Genomic DNA, 19,624 nt, shown 5'->3' with positions numbered 1-19,624 from the left:
CATGGCGTCGCTCGTCGACCGGCACACCGGGTTCGTGGCGGCGCTGCGCGAGGCCGGGCTGCCGGTGTCGGTCGCCGAGGGCCTGGACGCGGTCCGCGCCATGCAGGCCGTCGACCTGCTCGACCGGGCGGCGCTGCGCGCCGCGTACGCCGCCACGGTGGTCAAGCGGCCCGCGCACCGGCTCGCGTTCGACCGGCTGTTCGACCTGTGGTTCCCGGCCGCCGTGGGGGACGGCGCGGGCGCACCGCCCGGGCGTCCCGCGCGGACGCTCGGGGCCGACGGGCGGCCCGTGCCCGCGCCGCTGGACCCGCGGGTGCGGCTGCGCCGGGAGGAGCTGGCGGACCTGCTGCTGACCGGGGACGACGCGGGCCTGCGGCAGTTCGCCCGCACGGCCGTCGCCGAGTACGGGCGCCCCGAGGGCCAGGACGCCTGGTTCTCCTCGGGCGTCCTGCGCGCTCTGTCGCCCGAGACGCTCATGGCGGGGCTGCTGAACGCCGTCCTGCAGGGGCGGGAGCGGGGCGGGATGGCGGAGCGGATCGCGCGGCGCACCCTCCGCGACCGCATCGCCCGGTTCGAGGACCTCGTCGCGGGTGAGGTGCGGCGCCGCATCGCCGAGGACACCGGCGTCGAGCGGACCGCCCGGCTGACCGTCCGGCCGCCGCTGGAGCGCCTCGACTTCTCCAGCGCGGGCCGCGCCGAGCTGGACGCGCTGCGCCGCGAGGTGTACCCGCTGGCGCGGCGCCTCGCCACCCGGCTCGTCCAGAAGCAGCGGCGCGGCGACCGCGGGCGGCTCGACTTCCGCCGCACCGTCCGCGCGTCCCTGGGCAGCGGGGGAGTGCCGCTGACCACGCACTACCGGCCGCGCCGCCCGCACAAGCCGGAGCTGGTCGTGCTGTGCGACGCCAGCGACTCGGTGTCGGCGTTCGCGCACTTCACGCTGCTGCTGACGTTCGCGCTGCGCGAGCAGTTCACCAAGGTGCGGGCGTTCGCGTTCATCGACGCGACGGACGAGATCACCAAGTACTTCCAGCCGGGCGCGGACGTCGCCGACGCGATGACCCGGATGGCGGCCGAGGCGGACCTCGTCTGGATCACCGGGCGCTCCAACTACGGGCACGCGATCAAGGTGTTCGCCGACCGGTACGGGGACGCGGTGGGCCCGAAGACGTCGCTGCTGATCCTCGGCGACGCCCGGTCCAACTACGGGGAGCTGTCCCTGCCGATCCTGCGGGAGCTGGTGGACCGCGCCCGCCACGCGCACTGGCTGAACCCCGAGCCGCGCCGGCTGTGGGACACCGGCGACTCCGCCGCGTCCCGGTACGGCGAGATCGTGGAGATGCACGAGTGCCGCAACCTCGCCCAGCTCGCCGCCTTCGTCGAGGACCTGGCCTAGCGCTCCCGGATGGCGAGGGCCAGGGCGGCGTACGCGAGCGCCGCGACGGCCGAGACGACGAGCGCGACGTTCGTCCCGTGCGCCAGCGCGGACGGGTCGTGCCCGGAGCCGGTCGCGACCGCCCCGACGATCGCGACGCCGACGGACGCGCCGATGTAGCGGGCGGTGTTGTTCGCGCCCGACCCCATGCTCGCGCGGTCGGCGGGCACGCTGTCGACGGCGAGCCGCGCGAGCATCGCGTTCGTCAGCCCGCTCGCGACGCCCGCGACGGCGAGGCCCGGCGCGAGGTGCCACCACGGCGCCCCCGGCGCGAACACCGCCATCGCCAGCTCGCTCACCCCGGCAAGTGCGAACCCGGCCGCCAGCAGCCGGCGGACGGGCAGCCGGGCCGGGAGGCGGTGCGCCTGCAGCGCCACGAGGAACGACAGCCCCGACCAGATCGCGAGGACGAGCGCCGCCGCGAGCGGCGACATGCCCATGACCAGGCTCATCATCGTCGCCGCGTACGTCATGACGCCGATGACCGCGAGCCCGGTGACCAGCGCGCCCGTCACCGACAGCAGGAACGCGGGGCGCCGGAACAGCGCGAGGTCGACCATCGGGTCGCGGCGCCGCGCCTGGAGCGCGACGAACGCGGCCAGCAGCACGGCCGCCGCGGCGGACAGGGCGAGGACGCCGGGGCTCGTCCAGCCGGTGCGGCCCCAGGTGATCGCCGCGACCAGCGCCCCCACGCCGAGGCTCATCGTGACCAGGCCGGGGAGGTCCAGCCCGCGCGGGCGCTCGGCGCGGGACTCCTCCAGCGCGCGGGACGCCACCACGGCGAGCAGCGCCGCCGCGGCGACCGTCGCCCAGTACCAGAGCCGCCAGCCGCCCAGCACGGTCAGCCCGGCGGCGGCGATCGGGCCGAGGGCGATGCCGAGGCCGACCATCGCGCCCCACGTGCCGGTGGCGCGGGCGCGGCGCGGTCCCTGCTCGAAGGACGCGGCGACGATGCCGAGGCCGGTCGCCAGCAGCGCGGCGCTCGCGGCGCCCTGCACGACCCGGCCGGCGACGAAGGTGAGGGCGTCCGGCGCGAGGGCGCACGCGACGCTGGAGACGGCGAGGACGGCCGCGCCGAGCACGAACGTCCGCTTGCGCCCGTGGTCGTCGGCGAGGCTGCCCACGGCGAGCAGCGCCGCCGCCAGCCCCAGGCTGATCGAGCTCATCAGCCAGATCTGCGCGGTCGCCCCCGCGTGCAGGCCGCGGGCGGTGTCGGCGAGCGTCGCCGCCGGGGCGCAGTAGTTCATGAGCGCCAGCAGGGTGGCGGCGGCGGGCAGCGCGAGCGCCGCGGAGGGGCCTTCCGCGCGGCGCCCGCGCGCCGCCGGTGTCGCCAGGGTCGTCATGCGCACTCCCAAGGTGGTCCGGCGAACGGCCGGCCCGGGCGACGGGCGGCCCCGGGGCGGTTCGTTCAATGAACTCGGCGACCGTAGCACGGCTTGGTTCGTTCAATGAACCCCTGCTGGGTTAGTGTGGGCGCATGGCACTCGGCAAGGACTACGCGGCGCAGGACTGCTCGCTGGCCCGCGCCCTGGAGGTCGTGGGGGAGCGCTGGACGCTGCTGATCGTCCGTGACGCCATGTACGGCGTCCGGCGGTTCAGCGACTTCCTCGTCCATCTGGACATCCCGCGCGCGGTGCTGTCGGCGCGGTTGCAGTCCCTCGTCGAGGCGGGCGTGCTCGCCAAGGACGGGCACGACTACGTGCTCACCGGGATGGGCCGCGACCTGTGGCCGGTCGTGCACGGCCTCGCCCGGTGGAGCGAGGAGCACATGTCCGCCGAGCCGTGCCGCCTGTTCGTCCACATCGGCTGCGGCGCCCGCGTGCGGCCCGACGGGACGTGCCCGTCCTGCGGCGAGGTCGTCCCGATGGAGGACCTGGAGATCCACGCCGGGCCGGGCGTCCGGCACCGCGACGACCCCGTCAGCCGGGTCCTGCGCTCCCCGCACCGGCTGCTGGAGCCCATCCGGACCTGACCGCCGCCCCTCGGGCCGCTCGGGCCCTCAGGTCCCCAGGGCGCGCGCGATGAGCTCGGCGACGGCGTCCGGGTCGAGGTGCTGGCCGGTCACGCTCGCCAGGTTCTCCTGGTAGATCAGCACCGCCGTGAACGTCGCGGCCGCGACCTCCAGCCGCGCCTGGTCGCCGCGCGCGCCGGGCAGCGCGAGCTCCAGCGCGTGCCGCGCCCGCAGGAACACCTCGCCGTTCAGCCGCCCGAGCCGTTCCCGGACGGACGTGTGCGTGTCGGCCTCGCGGAACAGGATGCGGCGCATCGCGGGGGACGCCCGCAGCGGCAGCTTGCGGGCCAGCCGCGACAGGGTGCCCGCCGGATCGCCCGGCACCGCGTCGTCCAGGCCGCCGCCGGACGCGTCGAGCTCCTCGACGAACGTGCGCTCGTCGATCAGCGCCACCAGGACGTCCATCTTCTGCGGGAAGTAGTGGAACACGAGCCCCTTCGGGACCTTCGCGCGGCGCGCGATGCGCGCCGTCGACGTGGCCTCGTAGCCGCGCTCGGCGAACAGCGCCTCGGCCGCGTCCAGGATCCGGGTACGGGACGAGACCTCCCCGGCGCCGCCCGCCGCCGGCTCGAGGTCGGGCTCGTGCTTCCCGGACGACCGCGTTCTCATCGGCGCTCCCCCCACATGCCGGACGGCCCCGGACGCGCGGGCGTCCGGGACCGCATCGGGTTCAGGTTCAGGTCGCGGCCGGGGTGCGGCCGCGCGCCTGGGTGGCTCCCCACAGGCCGACGATAGTCGCCACGGCGCCGACGATCCATGCCGTCCAGGCCGCCGCGTCGGCGCCGGTGAAGCCGAACGCCCACGGCGACACGAAGATCAGCAGCGCGAACGCGGTCGCCGTCCACGCCGACGGGCCGGCCGCGCCGAGCAGCGCGTACAGGCCCGCGAGCGCCAGCAGGGCGCCGAGCACCATGAGCGGCTGCTCGCCCGCGTCGTCGGCCCACAGGTTGGGGGCCAGCAGCGCGACGAGCCCGGCCACGAAGGCCACCCCGTCCTGCCACGCGAACTTGTCCATGTGCACCTCCGGGGGGTCGTGTTCCAGCCAAGTTCGGTACCGGAGAGGGTGCCCTGATTGACCGACCGGTCAATCTGACCGAAAGGACTGATCCATCCCTCTTTCGGGTGACATGGCCGGTACCGGCGGACAGCCGGGCCGACCGGCTACCCTGCACGCCCATGGAGACCGATACGGCGGACGATCCGGCCCCGGGGCCCGGCGCGGCGCTCGCCCCCGCGCCCGCGCCGCGGGCCCGGCGGACCCTGCTCGGCCCCCTGTGGCGGCTGATCGACGGGCGCCCCGGCGACTCGCGGGCCACCGTCGCGCGGCGCGCCCGGGTCCTGGTCACGATCGCCACCGGCCTGGCCAACCTCGGCGGCGCGCTCGTCGTGCTGCTGTTCGCCGTTGTCGTCCCCGACCCGGTCGGCGACGTCTCCGACCGCATCAAGCTGATCAACCTGGTCGTGTTCACCGTCTACGTGGCCGCCGCGGTCCCCGTCGGGCTCGTCCTCGGCGAACGGTTCTTCCGCCGCGTCCACCGCCTGGTCGAACGGCACGACGAGCCGCGGCGCCGCGAACGCTCCCTCCTGCTGTACGGGCCGCTGCGGCTGATGGCCCTGCACCTCACCCTGTGGGGCATCGGGACGGTCGGCTGGGTCCTGATCAACCTGCCGTTCTCCTGGCTGCTCGCCGTGAAGCTCGGCCTGACCAGCCTGCTCGGCGGCCTCACCACCTGCACGATCGTCTACCTGCTCACCGAGCGGCTGCTCCGCCGCGCGGTGACCACCGCGCTGCGCAGCGAGCTGCCGCGCCGCACCGGCCTGCCCGGCGTCGTCGCCCGGTCCGTCCTCGCGTGGGCGCTCGGCACCGCCGTCCCGATCCTCGGCCTGATCACCCTGGCCGTCGGCTCGTTCCTCATCGCGCGGATCACCGTCCGGGACTTCGCCGTCGCGGTCCTCACCCTCGGCGGCATCGCGCTGGTCGTCGGCTTCCTCGTCACCTACGGGGCGGCCCGCGCGATCGCCGACCCGGTCGAGTCCGTCCGGCACGGCCTCGCCCGCGTCCAGCACGGCGACCTCGACGTCGAGGTGCCCGTCTACGACGCGAGCGAGGTCGGCCTCCTGCAGGCCGGGTTCAACCACATGGCCGCCGGCCTGCGCGAGCACGAGCGCCTCCGGGACCTGTTCGGCCGGCAGGTCGGCGCGGACGCCGCCCGCGTCGCCGTCGAGCGCGGCGTCGACCTCGGCGGCGAGCTGCGCGAGGTCGCGGTGCTGTTCGTCGACATCATCGGGTCCACCCGGCTCGCCGTGGACCGCCCGCCCGCCGAGGTCGTCAAGCTCCTCAACGACTTCTTCGCCGTCGTCGTCGAGGTCGTCGGCGCGCACGGCGGCTGGATCAACAAGTTCGAGGGCGACGCCGCCCTGGCGATCTTCGGGGCGCCGGTCGACCTGCCGGACGCGCCCGCCCGCGCGCTCGCGGCGGGCCGCGAGCTGGCCGCCCGGCTGCGCGCCGAGGTCCACGGGGTCGAGGCGGCCGTCGGGGTCTCCGCCGGGGAGGCCGTCGCCGGGCACATCGGCGCCGAGGAACGCTTCGAGTACACCGTGATCGGCGACCCGGTGAACGAGGCCGCGCGGCTCACCGACCTCGCGAAGACCACGCCCGCGCGCGTCCTCGCCGCCGGATCGCTCCTCGACGCCGCCGGTCCGGACGAGGCCGCGCGCTGGGCCCTCGGCGACGAGGTCGTCCTGCGCGGCCGCACCAGCCCCACCCGCCTCGCCGCGCCCGCCGCCGACCCGTCCTAGGGGACGGGACCGGGCGGGCGCGGCGGGGCGGTGCGAGCCGTGTCAGTGGCCGCGGGCGATCCACTCCTCGAGGTGCGGTGCCTCGGCGCCGATCGTGGTCGCGTCGCCGTGGCCGGTGTAGACGACGGTGCCCTCCGGGAGCGTCAGCAGCCGCTCCCGGATGGACGCGATGATCGTCGGGAAGTCGGAGAACGACCGCCCGGTCGCCCCGGGACCGCCCTGGAACAGGGTGTCGCCCGAGAACACCGCGCCCAGCTCGGGCGCGTGCAGGCAGACGGCGCCGGGGCTGTGACCGGGAGTGTGCAGGACGGTCAGGTCCGTGCCGGCGACCGTGACGACCTGGCCGTCCGCCAGGACGCCGTCCGGGTCGCGGTCGGGGTGCCGCTGCTTCCACAGCATCAGGTCGTCCGGGTGCAGCAGGACGGGAGCCCCCGTGGCGTCGGCGAGGGCGGGCGCCGCGTCGATGTGGTCGTCGTGCCCGTGCGTCGACACGATCGCCACCAGCCTGCGGCCGTCCAGCGCCCGGTGGATCGCCCCGTCGTCGTGCGCCGCGTCGATGACGATCGCCTCGTCGTCGTCGCCCACGATCCACACGTTGTTGTCGACGTCCCAGGTGCCGCCGTCCAGCGAGAACGTCCCGGACGTGATCAGGTGGTCGATGCGGGCCGCCATCAGAGCATCACCACCGAGCGCAGGACGTCGCCGCGGTGCATCTTGTCGAACGCCGCCTCGACGTCGCCGATCCCGATCGTCTCGGTGACGAACGCGTCGAGGTCGAGGCGCCCCTGCAGGTACAGGTCGATCAGCATCGGGAAGTCGCGCGAGGGCAGGCAGTCGCCGTACCAGGACGACTTCAGCGACCCGCCGCGGCCGAACACGTCCAGCAGCGGCAGTTCGAGCTTCATCTCGGGCGTCGGCACGCCGACCAGCACGACCGTCCCGGCGAGGTCGCGGGCGTAGAACGCCTGCTCGTAGGTCTCCGGGCGGCCGACCGCCTCGATCACGACGTCCGCGCCGAACCCGCCGGTCAGCTCCCGCACGGACTCGACGACGTCGGCGTCCTTCGCGTGGATCGTGTGCGTGGCCCCGAGGGACGTCGCGGTGGCGAGCTTGCGCTCGTCCAGGTCGATCGCGATGATCTTCGCGGCGCCGGCCAGCCGCGCGCCGAGCACCGACGCCGCGCCGACCCCGCCGCAGCCGATGACCGCGACCGAGTCGCCCCGGCCGACGTTGCCGGTGTTGATCGCCGCGCCGAGGCCCGCCATCACGCCGCAGCCGAGCAGCCCCGCGACCTCCGGCTTCGCCGCCGGGTCGACCTTCGTGCACTGCCCGGCGGCCACCAGCGTCTTGTCGGCGAACGCGCCGATGCCGAGCGCGGGCGTCAGCTCCGTGCCGTCGGCGAGGGTCATCTTCTGCGAGGCGTTGTGGGTGTCGAAGCAGTACCACGGGCGTCCCCGCAGGCACGCCCGGCACTGCCCGCACACGGCCCGCCAGTTCAGCACCACGAAGTCGCCCGGCGCGACCTCGGTGACGCCCTCGCCGACGGACTCGACCACCCCGGCGGCCTCGTGACCGAGCAGGAACGGGAACTCGTCGTTGATCCCGCCCTCCCGGTAGTGCAGGTCGGTGTGGCAGACCCCGCACGCCTGGACGTCCACCACCGCCTCCCCCGGGCCGGGGTCGGGGATCGTGATCGTCTCGATCCGCACCGGCTCCCCCTTGCCGGGTGCGACGACCCCGCGTACCTGCTGCGCCATGCTCGTGTCTCCTCGTCGTTGCGGTGTCCGACGACCCTATAAACCCTTGCCCCGCACGTCCCACGCCACTTTCATCAACCGGAAAAATTGCTCCCGGCCGGGGCGGGAGGCGGCGGTGCACGACCACGGAGGGACACCGGACCCGCTCAGGTAGCGGTCCGGAGATCGCCAATGCGGGTGTGGAGCGCGCGGCGGCGGCGCCTGAAGGCTGTGGGGACCGATCACGGAAGGGGATCCCATGATCCGTCCCACCGCCCGCATGACCGCCCGCGTCACCGCCGGTCTCGCCGCGGGAGCCATCGTCTCGGGCGCCGTCACCGCCGGCGCGCTGGCCGCCGACGCCCCGCCCCGCGCGGGCGCCGCCGCCGAGGCCGCCGGGCCCGGGCACGGCGACGCCCGGCGGGGCAGCCCGGTGTCGGCGCGGCACCTCGGCGGCATGACCGCCGCCGAGATCCGCCCGTGGCTGGCGGGCGCCGACTTCGACACCGCGTCCGTCCGGTACGGCGTGGACGTCCACCGGCTCGTCTACCGGACGATCGACGCGCACGGCCGGCCGACCACCGCGAGCGGCCTGCTGGTGCTTCCGCGGACCGCCGAGCGGCGGCTGCGCACGGTCTCGTACACGCACGGGACGACCAGCTACAAGCCGGACGCCCCCTCGGTCGCGGACGACGCGTGGGCGCGCGGCCCGGCCGTCGCCTTCGGCGCCGCCGGGTTCGCCGCCGTCGCCCCCGACTACCTGGGCCTCGGCGAGGGACCGGGCGTCCACCCGTGGAAGCACGTGCCGTCCGAGACGTCGGCGGCGCTGGACATGCTGCGGGCGGCCCGCGCGTTCGCGCCGCGCCGCGGCCGCGTGCTCGAGCGGGACGTCATGGTCACCGGGTTCTCGCAGGGCGCGTCGTCCGCGCTGGGGCTGGCGCGGGCGCTGCAGGAGGGCGCCGACCGCCGGTTCCGGGTCCGCGCGGTCGCGCCGATCAGCGGCGCCTACGACTTCCGCGGCTCGGAACTGCCCGCGCTGCTGAGCGGCGAGATCGATCCCAGGATGGGCGTCGCCTACGCGGCGTACCTGCTCACGTCCTGGAACCGGGTCTACGGCGGCGTCTACCGGGAGCCGTCGGAGCTGTTCCGGGAACCGTACGCCGCCCGCGTCGAGAAGTACTTCGACGGCACCACGCCCGGCCCCGTCATGCTGCGGGGCCTTCCCGGGACGCTCGGCGAGCTGCTCACCCCGCGCGGCCTGGACCTCCTGCGTAACCCGGCGGGGACGTTCGCCGAGGGGCTCCGCGTGGACGCCGAGGTCTGCACGGCCTGGACGCCGCGCGCGCCCGTCCGGCTGTACCGGATGGACGGCGACGAGCAGGCGGTCACCGCGAACACCGCGGCCTGCGCGGCGTCCTTCCGGGAGCGCGGCGCGCCGGTGTCCGTCGTCGACCTGGACGACCGGCTCCACGAGGGGTCGCGGCACCTCGGGTCGAACGTGGCGGCGACGGGCCTGGCGGTCCGCTGGTTCGCCGGGCTGCGCTGACCCCCGGCCGCGCGCTCAGTGGAAGCGGATGACCTGCAGCTTGTCGGCGGTGTTCCGGTCCAGGACGGTGACCCCGGCGGCGGGCGGGACGGCGCCGCCGCGGGCGCTGTCGAGCAGCGGCCGCCAGCGGCGGCAGTGCCGCTGGAACGTCGTGCGGGTGACCACGCGGCCGCGGGCGAACTGCCCGGCCCGCGCCGTCTCGGGATCGACGTCGATCAGGATCAGGTGCACTCCGCCGCCGTGCAGCCGCGCCATCCACGCGAAGAGGTGCAGGATGTGCGGCCAGGTGCCGCGGGTGTGCGCGACGACGCCGCGGCCGCGCAGCACGGCCCGGCCGATCCGCCACACGTGCGTGGTGTGGATCAGCGGGGTGCGCAGGACCGCGGGCAGCGGGCGCAGCCGCCGCGCCCACCAGTTGCGGGACTGCCCCGAGTCGATCACCAGCACGTCGCCCGCGGGCACCGGTGCGATCTCGTCTCCCCGCAGGCCGTACAGCCGGTTCAGCAGCGTGCTCTTGCCGGCGCCGGGCAGGCCGGCGACGAGCACGAGGGAGCCGGCCGGGTAGTGCAGCGCCGGGCCCGGATCCACCTCGTCGATGTCGTGGATGTCGTTCTCCTGGCCGCCGGATGTGTGCTTGGAGAAACGAACACCCCCCGCCGGTTGTTCCGGAGGGGGCGGCGGCCGGGTGCGGCCGGGCCCGCGCGGCCGGTCACCAGCCGCGGGCGCGCCACTCCGGCAGGGCCGGACGCTCGCGGCCGAGCGTCGAGTCCTTGCCGTGCCCGGGGTAGAACCAGGTGGCGTCCGGGAGCCGCGCGAACACGCGTTCCTCCACGTCGGCGAGGAGCTGCTTGAACAGCGTCGGGTCGCCCCAGGTGTTGCCGATGCCGCCGGGGAACAGGCTGTCCCCGGTGAACAGGTGCGGCCGGTCGGCGAGCTCCCCGCCCGCGTCGTACAGCAGCGCGATCGAGCCGGGCGTGTGCCCGCGCAGGTGGATCACCTCGAGCGCGGCGCGCCCGACCCGGACGGTGTCGCCGTCCTCGACGGGCTCGGCGACCGGCTCGGGCAGCGCCTCGGCGTCGCGGGGGTGCGCGACGACGGGCGCGCCGGTCGCCCGCGCCACCTCGCTCAGCGCCATCCAGTGGTCCTGGTGCCGGTGGGTGGTGACGATCCGGGCGAGCGGGCCGTCGCCGACCAGCTCCAGCAGCCGGGACGCCTCGTTGGCCGCGTCGACCAGGAGCTGCTCGCCCGTGGCGGTGCAGCGCAGGAGGTAGGCGTTGTTGTCGTACGGGCCCACCGAGACCTTCGTGACCGCCAGGCCCGGCAGTTCCCGGACGTCGGGCCGCCCGCCGGGCTCGACGTTCCCCGTGTAGGTCATGGGTCCTCCTCGAAGGCCGCGTTCGATGCCGGACGACCATCTTCCCCCATCGGGCGCGGCGGGCACGGTCCGGCCGGGCCGTGCGGGCGCGGCGGAATTGCGTCACGTGACTCAGCCGCAACGTGCACTGGTGGGCGGAAAACTTCCGGCCGCGGCCGCACCATGGGCATTGGCAGATCAGGTTCGACCGTGAGGACGGTGGGACGATGCAGGTGGATCGGCGGGTCACCGCGTCACGTCCCGGACCGCGCCCGGAGCCGCCCGAGGACCTCCTCGGGCAGGCGTGCGCGCTGGTCCGGCTCTGCGGGCAGGACGCCGCGATCGCGGCGGTGCTGCTCACCCTGGTGCTGGTCGGCACCGTCACGCGCCTGGCGGCCGGGCTGCCCGGCCTCACCGCGCTGGCGCTGCTCCCCGTGCTCGCCGCGTCGTTCGCGACGTCGGCGGCCCTCGCCGTCCGGTCGCGCCGGACGCTGGTGGCGGTGCTCGGCGAGGTCCGCGGCCGCACCGGCGCGCCGGTCGACCCGTCGGTGCCGTGGACGACGTTCGCGTCGGCCGTCGCGCTCGACGAGGCGGTCCGCGACCGGGAGCTGCGGCGGCTGCTGTCGGCCGCGCACCGCTGCGGCGAGCTGTCCTGGCGGGCGGTCGCGTGGGCCGTGACGACCGCGGTGCTGTTCCTGTTCTGGACGCTCGCGGCGGCGGCGGGCGGCGGGTGACCCGTGCTGGACCACCCTCTCGAGCATCCGCTCGCACCCGACCCGGATCACGGCGCCGACCATGATCAGGGCCACGGCGTGCGCCCGGGCAGCTTCTGGGCGCGGCTCGCGCCCGCGGACCGGCAGGCGCTGCGGGCGATGGGCCGCACCGCCACGATCCCGCCGCGGGGGACGCTGTGCCACCAGGGCGTGGCGGCCCCCGCGGTCTACGTCCTGTTCAAGGAGGTGCCGCGGGCGGCGGGCAACGCCGTCGCCAAGGAGTTCGTGGACTCCAGCGAGGGCGACCAGTCGATCATCGACCTGTTCGGGCCCGGCGACCTCGTCGGCGTCCTCGGCCCGTGGGGGCATCCCCAGCGCGGGACGGTCGCCGCGCTCGACCACGTCGTGGCGCTCCGGGTGGAGCGCCGCAAGTTCCGCAGCCTGCTGGCGGCCAACCCGCGGGTCGCCGAGGCGATGATGCACGCCGTCTCCCAGACCGTCACCTACGGCGGCCGCCGGCACGCCGTGCGCGCCGCCGACCATCCGCAGCGGCTCGCCTACCACCTGCTGGAGCTGGTCCACCGGTTCGGGGAGCGCACGTCGCGCGGCCTGGAGGTGCCGCTGCGGCTCAGCCAGGCCGAACTGGCGAACTGGGCGGGGATCTCCCGCGAGACGCTCGTCCGCTGGTTCCGGCTGTGGCGCGCCAAGGGCATCCTGGACCGGCGTCCCCGCCCGCTGATCATCCTCGATCCGGAGCGGCTGCGCCGCGCCGCGAGCCCCTGGGGGGACGAGTGGCCGGCCGTCGAGCACGCTCCGGTGCCGCCGGAGCCGGGCGGGCTCGCCGCGCGCGAGCCCGTGCGGCTGGAGCCGTCCGGTGCGCGGCCCGACGTGTCGAAACTCCCCGCGGACAACCCCTTCTTCACCGGACGCGACGTCAGCCTGCGCAAGCTCGACATGCTCGTCGCGCAGGCCGAGTGGCCGCGCGCGGTCGTCGTCCAGGGCATGGCGGGGGTCGGCAAGACGGCGCTGGCGCTGCACTGGGCGCACCGGACGGCCGGGCGGTTCCCCGACGGGATCCTGTTCACCGACCTGCGCGGGACGTCCCGCGCCCCCGCCACGCCCGGCGAGGCGATGGGGCAGGTGCTGCGCGCGGCGGGGGTCCCCGGCGACCAGCTGCCGCGCACCGAGGCGGGCCTGGCGGCGCAGTGCCGGTCGCTGCTGGCCGACCGCCGGATGCTGCTGATCCTCGACAACGCCGCCGGGCCCGAGCAGGTGGGGCCGCTGCTGTCGGCGGCCGCGTCCGGCCTGGTGATCGTGACGAGCCGCCGCCGGCTCTCGCCGCTGCTGCGCCGCGTGGACGTCCGCACGCTGGAGCTGCGGGAGCTGGCGGCGCAGGAGGCCGAGGACCTGATCGCGGGCGTGCTCGGGCCGGACGACCCGCGGGTGCCGGGGGAGCGGCGGCAGCTCGCCCGGCTCGCCCGCGAGTGCGGCCGGCTGCCGCTGGCGCTGGCGGTGATGGCGGGCCGGCTCGCCGAGAACCCGGACGAGTCGATCGCGGAGACGGTCCGGGAGCTGACGGCGCACGACGAGGAGACCGCGCCCGGCACGTCCGGCGCGGGCGCCCGGGACGGCGTCCGGGGCCCGGCGGCGCCGGGCGGCGCGCTGCAGGGCGTGCTGAGCCCGACCTTCGAGGTGGCCTACCGGGGGCTGGGCCTCGACCAGCGGGAGTCGTTCCGCAGGCTCGGGCTCGTCGCCGGGCCCGACTTCACCGCCGCGGCCCTCGCCGCCCTCCTGGACCGGACGGAGGACGAGGCGCGCGACTGCCTGGAGGGACTGCGGCAGGCGTACCTGGTCCAGGACACGGCGCCCGGCCGCTACCGGATGCACGACCTGCTCCGCGAGTTCGCGCGCGGGCGCGCGCTCGTCGAGGACGACGACAGCGACCTGCAGGCCGCGCAGCGGCGGCTGCTGGCCGCGTACCTGGCGGGGGCGCGGGCGGCGGGGGAGCGGCTCGGGGCCCCCGCGCGCCCCACCGTGGCTCCGGGCGCGGGCCCGGGACCGGCCGCGGGCGTCCGGGGGAGGGCGTCCCGCCCGGGTCCCGGCCAGGACGCGCGGGCCGCCGGGCTGGCCTGGTTCGAGGCCGAGCGGCGCAACCTCGTCGCGGCCGTGCACCAGGCGGCCCGGCTCGGCCTGCACCGGACGTGCTGGGAGCTGGCCGACGCCCTGTTCGACTTCCAGCGCCTCCGGCGGTACGGCGAGGACAACGTCGCGGTCCTGCAGGCCGGCCTGCGCGCGGCGCGCGCCGAGGAGGACTGGGCGGCCGCCGCCGTCATGCTGCACGACCTCGCCGTCGCGCACGTCGAGCTCGACCGCTCCCAGCAGGCCGTCGGGTACGGGGAGGACGCGCGGCGCGGGTTCCGGGCCGTCGATCCGCCCGACCGGTACGGGGAGGCCGCGACCCTGGCGACGCTCGCCGACGTGCACGCCGCCCTGGGCCGCTACCCGACCGCCATCGACCACGCGCGCCGCGCCCTCGCCGCCCACGGCGAGCTGGGGGACGACGGGGGCGTCGCCCAGGCGCACGACACGCTCGCCCGCGCCCACGTGGGGCTCTCCGACCATGAACGGGCGCTCGAGCACGCGGACCGGGCGCTCGCCATACGCCGCCGGATCGGCGACATGCCCGGCGTGGCGGGAACCCTGTTCACCCTGGCGAGGGTCCACCGCCGCTGGGGGAACGTCCGGGACGCCGTCCTGCACGCCCTGGAGGCCCTTTACATCCGCCAGGAGCAGGCCGACCAGCTCGGTGCGGCGCAGGCGCTGACCCTTCTGGCGCGCATGCACGCCTCCCTCGGCCAGCGCGACCTGGCCATGCAGGACGCCGAACAGGCCCTGCGCACCTACCGCGCACTGGGCGCGCGCCACGGGGAGGCGCGCGCGCTGACCACCCTCGGGATGCTGACGTGCGACGCGGCGCGGTTCGCGGAGGCGTTCACCTACTGCGGGGACGCCCTGCGCCTGCACCGCGACGTCGGCGACCGGCACGGCGAGGCCGAGACGCTCGCGCAGATCGGCGTCGTCCACCTGCGGCTCGGCCGCCACCGGGAGGCCCGCGAGCACCTGCTGCACGCGCTGGAGGTGCGCCGGGAGATCGGCGACCGGCACGGCGAGGCCAGCGACCTCGAGCACCTGTCGGTGGTCATGCGCCGCCTCGGGCGCCCGCAGGAGGCGTTCGTCCTCGGCCTGGAGGCCCTCGACCTGTGGCACCGGCTCGGCGCCCGCGGCAGGCTGGCCGGCACGCTCGGCAGCCTCGCCCGCACCTACCTGCGGCTCGGGCTGCCGGAGGACGCCGAGCGGGCCGCGCAGCAGGCGCTGGGCATCCGCCGCGCCGCCGGCGACCGGCACGGGCTCGGCGTCGGCACCGACACCCTCGCGATGGTGCTGCGCCGCAGCGGCCGCCCGCACGACGCCCTGCGGGTCGGCCTGGAGGCGCTGCGGCTCATCGGCGAGGCGGGCGACCGGTACGCCGAGGGCACCGCGCTGGTGCACCTCGCCGCCGTCCACATGGACCTGGGCCGCGCCGACGACGCGCTGGAGACCGCGCGGCGCGCGCTGGACCTCGCGGCCGAGCTCGGGGACGCCCGCGAGCAGGCGTACGCGCTGCACGTGATGGCGCGCGCGTCCCAGCTGCGCGGCGAGCACGCGCGGGCGGCCGCGCACTTCGACGCCGAGATCGCCATCCGCCGCGACATGGACGACCATCCGGGGCGGCGCGAGGCCCTCCGCCTGCAGGCCGCGTCGTACCGGGCGCTCGGCGACGCGGACGCCGCCGCCGACTGCGCCCGCCGCGTCCGCGCCCTCGACAAGTGGCTCGAATCGGACCGATCGCTGGAGATGTGACGGAAGACGCTGACCCGTGCCTCCCCGCGGCGTTGACTGGACGGGGGCCGGGCCCCGCCGGGCCCCGCGAGGAGGCGACATGGAGCTCACCCGGTTCTGGGACGCGCTGCCCGACCGCGCCCGGGAGGCGCTGCGGCGCGAGGGGACGACCGTGCTGATGAAGCCGGGGGCGTTCCTCACGCGCGAGCACACCCACACGTCCCAGGTCTTCGTCCTGCACCGCGGCGCCGTGAAGGTGTGGGTCGACCGCGCCGGCGACGCCGCGATCCTGGACGTGCTCGGGCCCGGCGACCTCGTCGGCGAGCTGGAGGCCGTCGACGGCGGCGTCCGGCACGCCAACGTCGAGGCGCTCACCGCGGTGGAGGCGACCAGGCTGACCGCCGACCGGTTCCGCCGCGTCCTGGACGCCCACCCCGGCGCGGTCTGGACGGTCGCGGCCGTCCTCGCCGAACGGCTCCGGGACGCCAACGAGCTCCGCGTCGCGCACTTCCCCGACGACCCCGAGCGCCGCCTCGCGGGCCGGCTGCTGCGGCTGTCGTCGCGCTTCGGGTCCCCGCTCGCCGAGGACGGCGGGCCCGGGAACGGCGCCGCCGCGGGCGTCGAGGTGCGGCTCCCCGTCTCCCAGCAGGACCTCGGGCGGTGGGCCGGGATGGGCCGCCGCAAGGTCGCGCAGATCCTCACCGCCGAGTCCGTCCGCGGCGGACTCGACGTCGCCCGCAACGTGATCGTCGTCCGGTCGGCCGACGCCCTGCGCCGGCTCGCGAACCGCGACTAGGCGAAACCGGCGGGGGCGTGCGGCCACGGCGGAGGCTCCGGGAGCGCCCCGCTGACGGTCACGCCCGCGCCGTCCGACCGTCCGCTCAGCCAGCCCAGCAGCGCGCGGGCCGTCCCGGACGCCTCGGCGCCCGTCGCCTCGCCGAGCACCGCCTCCGCGCCGAGGTCGGTCACGACGATCCGGTGCCCGGCCACGCCGAGCAGCTGCTCGGCGGGCAGCGCCGCCATGTCGGCCAGCGTGCTGCGCAGCGCCCAGTCGACGTACCGGTCGGGCCAGTCGGCGGGCTCGTACCCGGCGGCGAGGTCGGCGTGGTGGGCCTCGACCTCGTGCCAGCGCCGCAGGATCGTGTACCAGGCCGGATGCTCGTAGCCCGCCATCGCCCGCACGCGCACGTCCCAGGCGTCCTCCGGGAGCGCGCGGGCCAGCTCGGCGAACCGCGCCGCGCCGGCGCGCACGTCCTCGACCAGCTCGTCGCGCCCCCGCCCGGCACCCGCCTCGATGTCGGCGTTGCGCCGCTCGATGCTCGGGTACTGCGGGACCTCCGTGCCGGTGCGCGCCCATTCCAGCAGGTTGCACAGCGAGTCGGCGTTCCGGGCGATGTGCGTGGCGACGTGCGCGCGGCTCCACCCCGGCAGCGCCGAGGGCGCGCGCAGGCCGGCGTCGTCCAGCGCGGACAGGGTGGCGGCCAGGCGCGCCACGCCCGAGTCGAGGTCGTCGATGACGTCGCGGGAGAACTTCGAGGTGCTCACGACCGTCCATCCTGACCCACCCGCACGCCGCGTTGCACCCCCGCCGCCTCCCGTTCACAATGCCGATCATGGAATTTCCGATCTGCGTCACCTGCGGCGTCCAGTACGGGGCTCCCCGCCCCGACTGCCCCATCTGCGAGGACGAGCGGCAGTACGTCGGGTGGGACGGCCAGCGCTGGACGAGCCTGGAGGAACTGCGGGCCGCCGGGCACCGCGCGCGGATCGAGGACGAGGGCCTGGACGTCGTCGGCATCGGCACCGAGCCGTCCATCGCGATCGGCCAGCGGGCGCTGCTGCTGCGCACGCCCGCCGGCAACGTGCTCTGGGACATGATCACCCACATCGACAACGACCTGGTCCGCGAGGTGGACGCCCTCGGCGGCATCGACGCGATCGCGATCAGCCACCCGCACTACTACGGCACGATGATCGAGTGGGCGCACGCCTTCGACGCCCCCGTGTACGTCCACGAGGCCGACCGCCGCTGGGTCGCCCGTCCCGACGACTCCGTCGTCTTCTGGACGGGCGACACACGCGAGATCGCCGACGGCGTCACCCTGATCAACGCGGGCGTGCACTTCGACGGCGGCCAGGTCCTGCACTGGCGGGACGCCCGCGCGCTGTTCTCCGGCGACATCCTGCAGGTCGTCAACGACCGCGACTGGGTGAGCTTCATGTACAGCTACCCGAACTTCATCCCCGAACGTCCCCGGACCGTCCGCCGCGCGCTCCGCCTCCTCGAGCCCTACGACTTCGACCGCGTCTACGGTGCCTGGTGGCGCAAGATCGTCTACGCCGACGGCAAGAACGCCGTGCGCCGCTCCGCCGACCGCTACCTCGAGTACGCCCTCGACGACGAGTGACCCCGGGCGGCGGCCCTGGGCGGCGAAGGCCCGGGCCATGGTCTCGACGTCCTGGTACTCGCGCCAGTGCACGACCCGCCCGTCGTCCTCGGCGATGATCGCGTCCGGATCGGCGGTCTCGTGCACGACCACCCGCCGGAACGGTCAGTGGGCGACGTCGCGTTCGGCGATCACGTTGGTGATCCGGGCGCGCACGAGGTACTCGCCGGGGACGGCGTTGCGGGCGCCGAACTCCTCGGCGCGGTCGGCGCCCATGTAGCGGGCGCCGATCGCGGTGGCCCAGCGGCGCATCTCGTCCAGGTCCTCGACGAGGGTCGCCTCGGCCCGCAGCAGCACGAACGAGTACGGCGGCTCCTGGTCGTCGACGCACACCGACAGGCGCGGGTCGCGGGCGAGCGCGCGCCCCTTGACGGTGTCCGCGCCGGTGTTGAACAGCAGGTCGTCGCCGTCGAGGACGAACCAGATCGGCGTCACGTGCGGGGCGCCGTCCTTGCGGGTGACGGCGCACTTGCCCGTGCGGGTGCCCGCGGTGACGAACGCGCGCCACTCGTCGTCGGTCATCTTCTCCATGCCCCCAGTCTGCCTCACAAGATCATCGTGGCGGTCGCTACGGTGGCGGCATGCAGCTCACGACCGCGCACGGGCCCGCGGAGGCCGCTCTCGACGAGCCCGCGGACCCCGCGTTCCTGCTGGTCCTGACGCACGGGTCGAACGGGGGAGTGGACGCCCCGGACCTGCTGGCGGTCCGGGACGCGGCGCTGGGGCTCGGCGGCGCGGTGGCGCGGGTGATGCAGCCGTTCCGGCTGGCGGGGCGCCGGGCGCCCGGGTCGCCGGTGAAGCAGGACGAGGCGTGGCTGGAGATCGTCACGGCGCTGCGGGAGCGGTTCGGGGACGTCCCGCTGGTGCAGGGCGGCCGCAGCAACGGCGCCCGGGTGGCGTGCCGGACGGCGCGGGCCGCCGGGGCGGCCGGGGTGCTGGCGCTCGCGTTCCCGCTGCACCCGCCGCGCAGGCCGGAACGGTCGCGGGCGGACGAGCTGCGCTCGGCGGGCGTGGAGGTGCTCGTGGTGAACGGCGACCGGGACCCGTTCGGCGTCCCGGACCCGGCCGACGCGGCGCGGGTGGTGGTGCTGCCGGGGGAGCGGCACGAGCTGGCGAAGGATCCCGCCGCGGTCGCGGCGGCGGCGGTCCCGTGGCTGCGGCGCTGGGCGGCGTCCCGGACCGCCGTCTCCCCGTGAACGGAATCGGTGTTCGGGCGGATGCGAGGGTTCCCTCTGGGCCCGGAGGGCGGGCCCAGAGGTCCGTGCGGTGGCGCGTGCCCCCGCGGAGCGATCATCGGTGCGGCCGGTCTCCCCGTGGCGACCGGCCCCGGACGGCCTAGGCCGCGGGCGACGCCTGCAGGTCCGTCGGCCGGTGCGGTGCGATGACTCCCCCGTCGGGCAGCAGCTCACCGGTGTCCTCGAAGAGCACGACGCCGTTGCACAGCAGGCTCCACCCCTGCTCGGGGTGCGCGGCCAGCGTGCGGGCGGCGTCGCGGTCGGGTGCGTCGTGCGAGGGACAGGGCGGCTGGTGCGGGCACATGGCGTGCCTCCGGTCTCAACTACTGGTCGGTGGACTTTCCTTAATTGACGCACCCCAGTGTGGAACGGTTCGCCCTCGCCGCCTATAGCCCGTTGGGACGATTGTCCTCTGGTACCGCGGCAGGGGCATTTTGTGACCCGCCTCACCCTGAGGTGCAGTACATAGCGT

Annotated in this window: 19 protein-coding genes; 9 read left to right on the top strand and 10 right to left on the bottom strand. The window is 75.8% G+C overall.

Annotated elements, in window-relative coordinates; genetic code table 11:
• Position 1 precedes the first annotated feature (1 nt).
• A complete protein-coding gene (locus AB0L25_RS35215; RefSeq protein WP_500177230.1) occupies positions 2–1,393 on the top strand; it encodes a vWA domain-containing protein in 1,392 nt (463 codons plus the stop codon).
• Here the strand turns inward: AB0L25_RS35215 and AB0L25_RS35210 are convergent.
• Positions 1,390–2,775: an MFS transporter gene (locus AB0L25_RS35210; RefSeq protein WP_500177228.1), complete on the bottom strand. Its 1,386-nt coding sequence runs from the start codon at positions 2,773–2,775 to the stop codon at positions 1,390–1,392. The genes AB0L25_RS35215 and AB0L25_RS35210 overlap by 4 nt on opposite strands.
• 134 nt (positions 2,776–2,909) lie before the next feature.
• On the opposite strand from AB0L25_RS35210, the gene AB0L25_RS35205 reads away from it, so the two are divergent.
• Entirely contained in the window at positions 2,910–3,404 is a 495-nt protein-coding gene (locus AB0L25_RS35205; RefSeq protein ID WP_500177226.1) for a winged helix-turn-helix transcriptional regulator, read from the top strand.
• Between the two features lie 27 nt (positions 3,405–3,431).
• Here AB0L25_RS35205 and AB0L25_RS35200 read toward each other — a convergent pair whose 3' ends face one another.
• On the bottom strand, positions 3,432–4,052 hold the full coding sequence (locus AB0L25_RS35200; RefSeq protein WP_500177224.1) for a TetR/AcrR family transcriptional regulator: 621 nt from the start codon (positions 4,050–4,052) through the stop codon (positions 3,432–3,434).
• A 67-nt stretch (positions 4,053–4,119) separates the two neighbouring features.
• Positions 4,120–4,458, bottom strand: coding sequence for an SPW repeat protein (locus AB0L25_RS35195; protein WP_500177223.1), 339 nt, complete (start codon positions 4,456–4,458; stop codon positions 4,120–4,122).
• 161 nt (positions 4,459–4,619) lie between these two features.
• Between AB0L25_RS35195 and AB0L25_RS35190 the strand changes: the two genes are divergently transcribed.
• Positions 4,620–6,242 (top strand): adenylate/guanylate cyclase domain-containing protein, encoded by a 1,623-nt coding sequence (locus tag AB0L25_RS35190; protein WP_500177221.1) that lies wholly within the window; start codon positions 4,620–4,622, stop codon positions 6,240–6,242.
• Positions 6,243–6,284: 42 nt separating this feature from the next.
• Here the strand turns inward: AB0L25_RS35190 and AB0L25_RS35185 are convergent, their stop codons facing one another.
• Together AB0L25_RS35185 and AB0L25_RS35180 are read right to left on the bottom strand one after the other, a co-directional pair.
• Positions 6,285–6,914 (bottom strand): MBL fold metallo-hydrolase, encoded by a 630-nt coding sequence (locus AB0L25_RS35185; protein ID WP_500177219.1) that lies wholly within the window; start codon positions 6,912–6,914, stop codon positions 6,285–6,287.
• A complete protein-coding gene (locus AB0L25_RS35180) occupies positions 6,914–7,999 on the bottom strand; it encodes an S-(hydroxymethyl)mycothiol dehydrogenase (protein ID WP_500177217.1) in 1,086 nt (361 codons plus the stop codon). The genes AB0L25_RS35185 and AB0L25_RS35180 overlap by 1 nt, the downstream gene beginning before the upstream one ends.
• 238 nt (positions 8,000–8,237) lie before the next feature.
• Here AB0L25_RS35180 and AB0L25_RS35175 point away from each other — a divergent pair, with 238 nt between their 5' ends.
• Complete coding sequence (locus AB0L25_RS35175; protein ID WP_500177215.1) at positions 8,238–9,524, top strand: hypothetical protein; 1,287 nt, start codon at positions 8,238–8,240, stop codon at positions 9,522–9,524.
• A gap of 15 nt (positions 9,525–9,539) precedes the next feature.
• Here the strand turns inward: AB0L25_RS35175 and AB0L25_RS35170 are convergent, their stop codons facing one another.
• Both AB0L25_RS35170 and AB0L25_RS35165 read right to left on the bottom strand, forming a co-directional pair.
• Positions 9,540–10,112, bottom strand: coding sequence for an AAA family ATPase (locus AB0L25_RS35170; protein WP_500177214.1), 573 nt, complete (start codon positions 10,110–10,112; stop codon positions 9,540–9,542).
• A gap of 121 nt (positions 10,113–10,233) precedes the next feature.
• On the bottom strand, positions 10,234–10,899 hold the full coding sequence (locus tag AB0L25_RS35165; RefSeq protein ID WP_500177212.1) for an MBL fold metallo-hydrolase: 666 nt from the start codon (positions 10,897–10,899) through the stop codon (positions 10,234–10,236).
• A gap of 206 nt (positions 10,900–11,105) precedes the next feature.
• Between AB0L25_RS35165 and AB0L25_RS35160 the strand changes: the two genes are divergently transcribed.
• The 3 genes from AB0L25_RS35160 (at position 11,106) to AB0L25_RS35150 (ending at position 16,266) form a co-directional block, all read left to right on the top strand.
• Positions 11,106–11,612: a hypothetical protein gene (locus AB0L25_RS35160; RefSeq protein WP_500177210.1), complete on the top strand. Its 507-nt coding sequence runs from the start codon at positions 11,106–11,108 to the stop codon at positions 11,610–11,612.
• A gap of 3 nt (positions 11,613–11,615) precedes the next feature.
• On the top strand, positions 11,616–15,491 hold the full coding sequence (locus tag AB0L25_RS35155) for a tetratricopeptide repeat protein (RefSeq protein WP_500177208.1): 3,876 nt from the start codon (positions 11,616–11,618) through the stop codon (positions 15,489–15,491).
• Positions 15,492–15,570: 79 nt separating this feature from the next.
• Positions 15,571–16,266, top strand: a complete 696-nt coding sequence (locus AB0L25_RS35150) for a Crp/Fnr family transcriptional regulator (protein ID WP_500177206.1) — start codon at positions 15,571–15,573, stop codon at positions 16,264–16,266.
• Here the strand turns inward: AB0L25_RS35150 and AB0L25_RS35145 are convergent.
• Positions 16,263–17,015, bottom strand: coding sequence for a maleylpyruvate isomerase family mycothiol-dependent enzyme (locus AB0L25_RS35145; RefSeq protein ID WP_500177204.1), 753 nt, complete (start codon positions 17,013–17,015; stop codon positions 16,263–16,265). The genes AB0L25_RS35150 and AB0L25_RS35145 overlap by 4 nt on opposite strands.
• Before the next feature lie 68 nt (positions 17,016–17,083).
• Between AB0L25_RS35145 and AB0L25_RS35140 the strand changes: the two genes are divergently transcribed.
• A complete protein-coding gene (locus tag AB0L25_RS35140) occupies positions 17,084–17,878 on the top strand; it encodes an MBL fold metallo-hydrolase (RefSeq protein ID WP_500177203.1) in 795 nt (264 codons plus the stop codon).
• Positions 17,879–18,022: 144 nt separating this feature from the next.
• Here AB0L25_RS35140 and AB0L25_RS35135 read toward each other — a convergent pair whose 3' ends face one another.
• On the bottom strand, positions 18,023–18,448 hold the full coding sequence (locus tag AB0L25_RS35135; protein WP_500177201.1) for a PPOX class F420-dependent oxidoreductase: 426 nt from the start codon (positions 18,446–18,448) through the stop codon (positions 18,023–18,025).
• 50 nt (positions 18,449–18,498) lie between these two features.
• On the opposite strand from AB0L25_RS35135, the gene AB0L25_RS35130 reads away from it, so the two are divergent.
• Positions 18,499–19,113 carry an alpha/beta hydrolase family protein gene (locus tag AB0L25_RS35130; protein WP_500177199.1) on the top strand — a complete coding sequence of 205 codons (615 nt, stop codon included), beginning with the start codon at positions 18,499–18,501 and terminating at the stop codon, positions 19,111–19,113.
• Positions 19,114–19,252: 139 nt separating this feature from the next.
• Here the strand turns inward: AB0L25_RS35130 and AB0L25_RS35125 are convergent, their stop codons facing one another.
• Positions 19,253–19,456, bottom strand: coding sequence for a DUF5999 family protein (locus AB0L25_RS35125; RefSeq protein ID WP_026401870.1), 204 nt, complete (start codon positions 19,454–19,456; stop codon positions 19,253–19,255).
• Positions 19,457–19,624: the final 168 nt, after the last annotated feature.

This window comes from Spirillospora sp. NPDC052242, from assembly GCF_040679555.1.
Classification (GTDB): domain Bacteria; phylum Actinomycetota; class Actinomycetes; order Streptosporangiales; family Streptosporangiaceae; genus Spirillospora.
This window is presented reverse-complemented; position numbering and strand designations above follow the sequence as displayed.

Coding starts and splice junctions, on each gene's coding strand:
- AB0L25_RS35185 (WP_500177219.1), bottom strand. CDS start 6,914: ATGGCGGCCCGCATCGACCACCTGATCACGTCCGGGACGTTCTCGCTG.
- AB0L25_RS35160 (WP_500177210.1), top strand. CDS start 11,106: ATGCAGGTGGATCGGCGGGTCACCGCGTCACGTCCCGGACCGCGCCCG.
- AB0L25_RS35165 (WP_500177212.1), bottom strand. CDS start 10,899: ATGACCTACACGGGGAACGTCGAGCCCGGCGGGCGGCCCGACGTCCGG.
- AB0L25_RS35200 (WP_500177224.1), bottom strand. CDS start 4,052: ATGAGAACGCGGTCGTCCGGGAAGCACGAGCCCGACCTCGAGCCGGCG.
- AB0L25_RS35215 (WP_500177230.1), top strand. CDS start 2: ATGGCGTCGCTCGTCGACCGGCACACCGGGTTCGTGGCGGCGCTGCGC.
- AB0L25_RS35135 (WP_500177201.1), bottom strand. CDS start 18,448: ATGGAGAAGATGACCGACGACGAGTGGCGCGCGTTCGTCACCGCGGGC.
- AB0L25_RS35150 (WP_500177206.1), top strand. CDS start 15,571: ATGGAGCTCACCCGGTTCTGGGACGCGCTGCCCGACCGCGCCCGGGAG.
- AB0L25_RS35210 (WP_500177228.1), bottom strand. CDS start 2,775: ATGACGACCCTGGCGACACCGGCGGCGCGCGGGCGCCGCGCGGAAGGC.
- AB0L25_RS35140 (WP_500177203.1), top strand. CDS start 17,084: ATGGAATTTCCGATCTGCGTCACCTGCGGCGTCCAGTACGGGGCTCCC.
- AB0L25_RS35205 (WP_500177226.1), top strand. CDS start 2,910: ATGGCACTCGGCAAGGACTACGCGGCGCAGGACTGCTCGCTGGCCCGC.
- AB0L25_RS35180 (WP_500177217.1), bottom strand. CDS start 7,999: ATGGCGCAGCAGGTACGCGGGGTCGTCGCACCCGGCAAGGGGGAGCCG.
- AB0L25_RS35125 (WP_026401870.1), bottom strand. CDS start 19,456: ATGTGCCCGCACCAGCCGCCCTGTCCCTCGCACGACGCACCCGACCGC.
- AB0L25_RS35190 (WP_500177221.1), top strand. CDS start 4,620: ATGGAGACCGATACGGCGGACGATCCGGCCCCGGGGCCCGGCGCGGCG.
- AB0L25_RS35195 (WP_500177223.1), bottom strand. CDS start 4,458: ATGGACAAGTTCGCGTGGCAGGACGGGGTGGCCTTCGTGGCCGGGCTC.
- AB0L25_RS35130 (WP_500177199.1), top strand. CDS start 18,499: ATGCAGCTCACGACCGCGCACGGGCCCGCGGAGGCCGCTCTCGACGAG.
- AB0L25_RS35175 (WP_500177215.1), top strand. CDS start 8,238: ATGATCCGTCCCACCGCCCGCATGACCGCCCGCGTCACCGCCGGTCTC.